The organism is Stenotrophomonas sp. HMWF023 (assembly GCF_003060985.1).
GTDB lineage: Bacteria > Pseudomonadota > Gammaproteobacteria > Xanthomonadales > Xanthomonadaceae > Stenotrophomonas > Stenotrophomonas lactitubi.
The window spans coordinates 17,533-23,705 of record NZ_QAIJ01000355.1 but is presented as its reverse complement, the minus strand read 5'-3'; the positions used below and the strand labels follow the sequence as shown (position 1 = coordinate 23,705).

Here is a 6,173-nt window from a genome sequence, read left to right as displayed (position 1 = left end):
GATGCCAACTACTTCCAGACCGAGCCGTACCTGGACGCCTACAACCGCGATCGCAAGACCGACCTGACCAAGGTGGTGGGCGTGCACATCGAGCCGTTCGGTGCGTACTCGCGCAAGATCAAGTCGCTGGCCGAGCTGCGTGAAGGGGCCGATGTGGTGATCCCCAACGACCCGAGCAACAACAGCCGCGCGCTGATCCTGCTGCACAAGGCTGGCGTGATCGAGCTGAAGGACCCGACCAATGCGCTGGCCACGCAGCGCGACATTGTGTCCAACCCGAAGAACCTGAAGTTCCGCGAGCTGGATTCGGCCATGCTGCCGCGCGTGCTGGACCAGGTCGATCTGGCCCTGATCAACACCAACTATGCGCTGGATGCCGGCCTGAACCCGACCAAGGACGCGCTGGCGATCGAGAGCAAGGACTCACCGTACGTGAACTTCCTGGTTGCCCGCCCGGACAACAAGGACGATGCCCGCGTGCAGAAGCTGGCCAAGGCGCTGACCAGCCCGCAGGTGAAGGCCTTCATCGAGACCAAGTACAAGGGCGCGGTGCTGCCGGCGTTCTGACCGCGCTGATCCGCTGACGATGCCTGTGGTAGGTGTCGACCTTGGTCGACACCGCCCTTCCTGTAGAGCCGAGCCCACGCTCGGCTCTGCTGTTTTCGGCATTCCACCAACGGCAGCCGAGCATGGCTCGGCTCTACAATGTCAATCGACGTGGAAGGCGAGGGTGGCGGCCACGGCCTGCTGCCATCCTGCGTACAGTTTCTCGCGCCGGGCCACCGCCATCTGTGGTTCGAAGCGGCGATCCAGCCCCCACTGTGCCGCGATCTGCTCGCGGCTTTCCCAGAAGCCAACCGCCAGCCCCGCCAGGTAGGCCGCACCCAGCGCGGTGGTCTCGGTCAGCCGCGGGCGCAGCAGCGGCACGCCGAGAATGTCGGCCTGGAAGCCGGCGAGGAAGTCGTTGCCGATCGCACCCCCATCGGCACGCAGTTCACTGAGCGAGATGCCCGCATCGGACTGCATCGCATCCAGTACGTCGCGGGTCTGGTAGGCCATCGCCTCCAGCGCCGCCCGCACGAAGTGCGCCTTGCGGGTGCCACGGGTCAGGCCGAACATCGCGCCGCGCACGTCGCTGCGCCAATAGGGTGCACCCAGGCCGACGAAGGCCGGCACCAGATACACCCCCGCGCTGTCCGGCACCTGTGCGGCCAAGGCCTGGCTGTCGCCGGCACGATCGATCATGCGCAGGCCATCGCGCAGCCACTGCACCACCGAGCCGGCGACGAAGATCGAGCCCTCCAGCGCGTATTCCACTTTTCCATCCAGGCCCCAGGCAATGGTGGTCAGCAGCCCATTGCGCGAGCGTACGGCCTGCGTGCCGGTGTGCATCAGCATGAAGCAGCCGGTGCCATAGGTGTTCTTGACCATGCCCGGCTCGAAACAGGCCTGGCCGAACAGCGCGGCCTGCTGGTCGCCGGCGATGCCGGCGATCGGGATCGGGTGGTCGAAGAAGAACTGCGGGCGCGTGTGCGCATACACCGAACTGGAATCACGCACCTGCGGCAGCATCGCACGCGGGATGTCCAGCAGTGCCAGCAGGTCATCGTCCCATTCCAGGGTATGGATGTTGAACAGCAGCGTGCGCGCGGCGTTGCTGTAGTCGGTCACGTGCGCCTGGCCGCCGCTGAGATTCCACACCAGCCAGCTGTCGATGGTGCCGAACAGCAGCTCGCCACGTTCGGCCCGCTGCTGCGCGCCTTCGACGTGATCGAGGATCCAGCGGATCTTGGTGGCCGAGAAATAGGCGTCGATCAGCAGGCCGGTGCGCTCGCGGATCAGCGCTTCGTGGCCGCCGGACTTCAACCGCTCGCAGATCGCCTGGCTCTGCCGCGACTGCCAGACGATGGCGTTATGGATCGGCTGGCCGCTGGCGCGGTCCCAGACCACGGTGGTTTCGCGCTGGTTGGTGATGCCCAGCGCCGCGATGTGGCGGGGATCGATCTGTTCGCGGCTGAGCAGTTCAGTGATCGTGGCGTAGACGCTGGTCAGGATCTCGCGCGGGTCATGCTCGACCCAGCCCGGTTGTGGAAACACCTGTGTGAACTCGCGCTGCGCGCTGCCGACGATGTCGCCGGCGCGATCGAACAGGATCGCGCGCGAACTGGTGGTTCCCTGGTCGATGGCCAGCACGTAGCGGGGCGTCATGCAGCGTCTCCAGTGGCGATGTTGAAATCGTAATGCATCGGCGGCGCCGGGCTGCGCCTGGCACTACCGGCAATGTGAGTCCATCCACGCCTGCAGCCGTGCCGCCTGCGCCGCATCCATCTGCAGCCCCAGCTTGCTCCGTCGCCACAGTACATCCTCGGCGCTGCGGGCCCATTCGTGGTCACACAGGAACGCCACCTCGCGTGCGTGCAGGCCTGCGCCAAAGTCTTCGCCCAGATCGAACAGGGTGCGCGCGCCGTGCAGCAGATCCAAGCTGCGGCTGCCATAGGCGCTTGCCCAGCGCCGCAGTGTGGCCTCCGGCAGCCAGGGGGCCTGTTGCTGTAGTCGCTCGCGAGCCTGCCCGGCATCGCCCCAGTCACTGCCGGGCAGCGGGTCGCCTGCCGCCGTCCAGGCTGGGCCTGCGTGTGGCAGACAGGGGCGCAGCAGATCCAGTGCTTCCTCGGCCAGCACCCGGTACGTGGTCAGCTTGCCGCCCAGCACGTGCAGCGCGGGCGCACCGTCGGCGTCCAGTTGCAGTCGATAGTCGCGGCTCAGTTTCGCCGCGCGCGGGTCCGGGTCGGCCAGCAACGGGCGCACGCCAGCAAACTGCCAGACCACTTCGGCAGCTGTGACCGGATCGCGCAGATAGTCGTTGGCAGCGCTGCACAGGTAGTCCACTTCCGAGGGCAGCACACTGCAGCGTGCGGGATCGCCGCGATAGTCGGTGTCGGTGGTGCCGACGAGCAGATGGTCGTGGAAGGGCAGCAGGAACACCACGCGGCCGTCGGGCTGCTGCAGCAGGCAGGCCCTGTCGTTCGGCCAGGGGCGGCGCAGCACGATGTGGCTGCCCTGCACCAGGCGCAGCGCAGGTCCGCCGCTGCGGGCGTGCATGCGCTCCAGCAGGCCGCCAGCCCAGGGGCCTGCGGCGTTGGCCACCGCCTGTGCCTGCACGGTCTGCTGATCGCCTGAGGTGTCTTCCAGCACCACGCGCCAGCGCCCGTGCTCGCGTCGCAGATCCACGCAGCGCGTGCCGGTCAGGATGCGTGCACCCCGTTGCGCAGCATCGAGCGCGTTGAGGATGACCAGCCGCGCATCGTCCACCTGCGCATCGGAATAGCCGAAGGCCTGCCGCAGCTGGGGCGACAGCAGCGCGCCAAGCGGATCGTCGTGCAGATCCACGCCGCGCGATGCAGGGAAGGCGGGGCTGCGCCGGCCCAGGTGGTCGTATAGCCAGAGCCCGAGGCGCAGCATCCAGCGTGGCCGCAGATGCGGTTGCCACGGAAGCACGAAGCACAGCGGCCGCACCAGGAACGGCGCCTGCCGGCGCACCACCTCGCGCTCGCCCAGCGCCTTGCGCACCAGACCGAACTCGCTCTGCTCCAGGTAGCGCAGGCCGCCATGGATCAGCTTGCTGCTGGCGCTGGAGGTGTGCGCTGCGAGGTCGTGCTGTTCGCACAGCAGCACCTTCAGGCCACGGCCACTGGCATCACGGGCAATACCGGCGCCGTTGATGCCACCGCCGATCACCAGCAGGTCAACCTCGTCCATCGCGCCTCCTCATCTTGTTCATGTAGAGCCGAGCCGCGCCTCCATTGACCGTGGGCGCCATTGAACGTAACGCATCGCAATGCGCGCGGAGCCCGCCGCTCGACTCGGGATAGGGGGCTTGGCTCGACTCTACAAAAAAGCAGCCGAGCATGGGCTCGGCTCTACAGGGGGACCCGGGTGACGGAAACGACGACGGGCCCCGAAGGGCCCGTCGCGGTACAACGATGACGCAGAAGCGCTTAGAAGCGGGCGCCGATGCCGAAGCCGACGGTCCACGGATCCATCTTCGCTTCGCCGATCTTCTCGCCGCCGACCTTCACGTCCGGACGCGAGCGCATGTAACGGGCGTCGGCACGGGCGAACCAGGTCGAGTTGATGTTCATGTCCACACCGACGGTGCCGATCACGCCCTTGGCATCCTTCAGGCGGATGTCGGAGTCGCTGCCGTCAGCCAGCTTTTCGCCGCTGAAGCTGGACTGGTAATAGCCCACGCCCACGAACGGACGGAACACGTTGTCGGCCTGGCCGAAGTGGTACTGGCCGCTCAGTGCGACCGGCTGCTGCTCGACGTTGCCGAGGCGGGCATTGCCCGGGCCCTTCACCTTGTGGTCGAACTTGTCTGCAGCGCCCCACAGTTCAACGGCCCAGTTGTCGTTGATGTAGTAGCTGAAGCTGACGGTCGGTGCCGGGCCGCCATCGACCTTCTTGATGCCGTCGATCGGGTCATTCTTCGGCTGCAGCAGCGAGACGCCGCCAACCACGGCAAAATGCTTGCCCGAGGCGGTATCGGTGGTGCTGCTGTCCTGCGCGAAGGCAGCCGGTGCGAACGCGGCGGAGGTCAGCAGGGCGAGGCTCAGGATACGGATGGAGCGCATGGGGGAATCTCCTAATGTTTCTTGTTTTGGGCCCCCGGTTGCGGGGCGAGCACACCGTAGTCGCCCCAACATGAATCGAATCCGACGCGCGTTAAAAATTAGTTCGCATTGTTCAGCGAACAGCGCGAAACGCTTGTTTTCATGCGGTTTCTGCCATTCCGGAATATTCATGCAGTTGGAGAAGATGTGAGCGCCGCAACGTTGTGCATCGGCCTGCCTGCGCAGGTGAACACGGATTGCCGGGTGTTGCTGCTGGGTTCAATGCCCGGTATCGCTTCGTTGCAGGCACAGCATTACTACGCACACCCACGCAATCGCTTCTGGCCCTTGCTCGGCGACCTGTGCGGCTTCGATCCGTCGTTGCCGTATGCGCAGCGACTGCAGGCGCTGACCGCCAATGGCGTCGGCCTGTGGGATGTGATCGGCCGCTGCGAGCGACGCGGCAGCCTGGATGCGGACATCGTGCGTGGCACGGAAGTGGCCAATGCACTTCCGGCATTGATCGCCGCGTTGCCTGACCTGCAGCTGATCGGCTGCAACGGCGGCGCAGCCATGCAGGCCTTCCAGCGCTGGGTGCTGCCGCAGCTGGCCGCCTCGCCAACAGTGCTGGCGCTGCCGTCCACCAGCCCGGCCAATGCAGCATGGTCGTTGCCGCGCCTGCGCCAGGCCTGGCAGCCGGTGGCCGTTGCACTGGCGACATCAAGCGGACATCGCCAGGACAATACGCTACCGACTGGAGGCGCTGGCGAGCCATGAGCAACAGCGTGTCCCGGCTGCGTGCGTACTGAAAACACCTGTAACGGTTGGCGCTGGCTCCCGCTGGCCGCACAATAGACGTTTCCCTACACCAGATTGCCGGAGTTCTCCCCATGGCCGAAATCAAGGAAGCACGTGTCCCCGATATCGGTGACTACAGCGATATCCCGGTAATCGAGGTGCTTGTTGCCGTCGGCGATACGGTGAAGAAGGACCAGGGCCTGGTCACGCTGGAAAGCGATAAAGCGACCATGGAGGTGCCGTCCTCGGTGGCCGGCGTGGTCAAGGAAATCAAGGTCAAGCTGGGCGACAGCCTGTCTGAAGGCAAGGTCGTGGCGCTGATCGAAGTGGCCGACGGCGAGGCTGCCCAGCCGGCCGCTGCTATCGCTGCGCCGGCTCCGGCCAAGGCCGCTGCTCCGGCCGCGGCCACCCAGGCGGCTCCCGCTGCCGCTCCGGCTCCGGCCGCTGCCGCCCCCGCTGCCAGCGGCGGCGCGGTTGAAGCGCTGGTGCCGGATATCGGCGACTACAGCGGCATTCCGGTCATCGAAGTGCTGGTCGCCGTGGGCGATACGGTGAAGAAGGACCAGGGCCTGGTCACGCTGGAAAGCGATAAAGCGACCATGGAGGTGCCGTCCTCGGTGGCCGGCGTGGTCAAGGAAATCAAGGTCAAGGTCGGCGACAATCTGTCGCAGGGCAACGTGGTCGCCATCATCGAAGCCGAAGGCGCTGCTGCCCCGGCCCCGAGCAAGGCCGCCGCCGCTGCCGCCCCGGCCGCTGCCGAGACGG

Annotated in this window: 5 protein-coding genes and 1 pseudogene; 3 read left to right on the top strand and 3 right to left on the bottom strand. The window is 66.4% G+C overall.

What is annotated here, in order from left to right:
• On the top strand, positions 1–567 hold a 567-nt coding region (locus tag DBR20_RS21565), incomplete at its 5' end, for a MetQ/NlpA family ABC transporter substrate-binding protein (RefSeq protein ID WP_258223470.1).
• A gap of 141 nt (positions 568–708) precedes the next feature.
• On the opposite strand, the gene glpK is transcribed toward DBR20_RS21565, so the two are convergent.
• The 3 genes from glpK to DBR20_RS21550 all read right to left on the bottom strand — a co-directional run bounded on the left by glpK (position 709) and on the right by DBR20_RS21550 (position 4,631).
• The gene (glpK, locus tag DBR20_RS21560) at positions 709–2,208 is read right to left on the bottom strand and encodes a glycerol kinase GlpK (protein WP_108268361.1); all 1,500 of its coding nucleotides are present in this window, start codon (positions 2,206–2,208) and stop codon (positions 709–711) included.
• 63 nt (positions 2,209–2,271) lie between these two features.
• A complete protein-coding gene (glpD, locus tag DBR20_RS21555; RefSeq protein WP_108268359.1) occupies positions 2,272–3,756 on the bottom strand; it encodes a glycerol-3-phosphate dehydrogenase in 1,485 nt (494 codons plus the stop codon).
• Between the two features lie 239 nt (positions 3,757–3,995).
• Entirely contained in the window at positions 3,996–4,631 is a 636-nt protein-coding gene (locus tag DBR20_RS21550) for an OmpW family outer membrane protein (protein ID WP_108268357.1), read from the bottom strand.
• A gap of 186 nt (positions 4,632–4,817) precedes the next feature.
• On the opposite strand from DBR20_RS21550, the gene DBR20_RS21545 reads away from it, so the two are divergent.
• The gene (locus DBR20_RS21545; RefSeq protein WP_108268355.1) at positions 4,818–5,387 is read left to right on the top strand and encodes a DNA-deoxyinosine glycosylase; all 570 of its coding nucleotides are present in this window, start codon (positions 4,818–4,820) and stop codon (positions 5,385–5,387) included.
• Positions 5,388–5,500: 113 nt separating this feature from the next.
• Positions 5,501–6,173: pseudogene (locus DBR20_RS23690) on the top strand (biotin/lipoyl-containing protein); the annotation flags it as partial.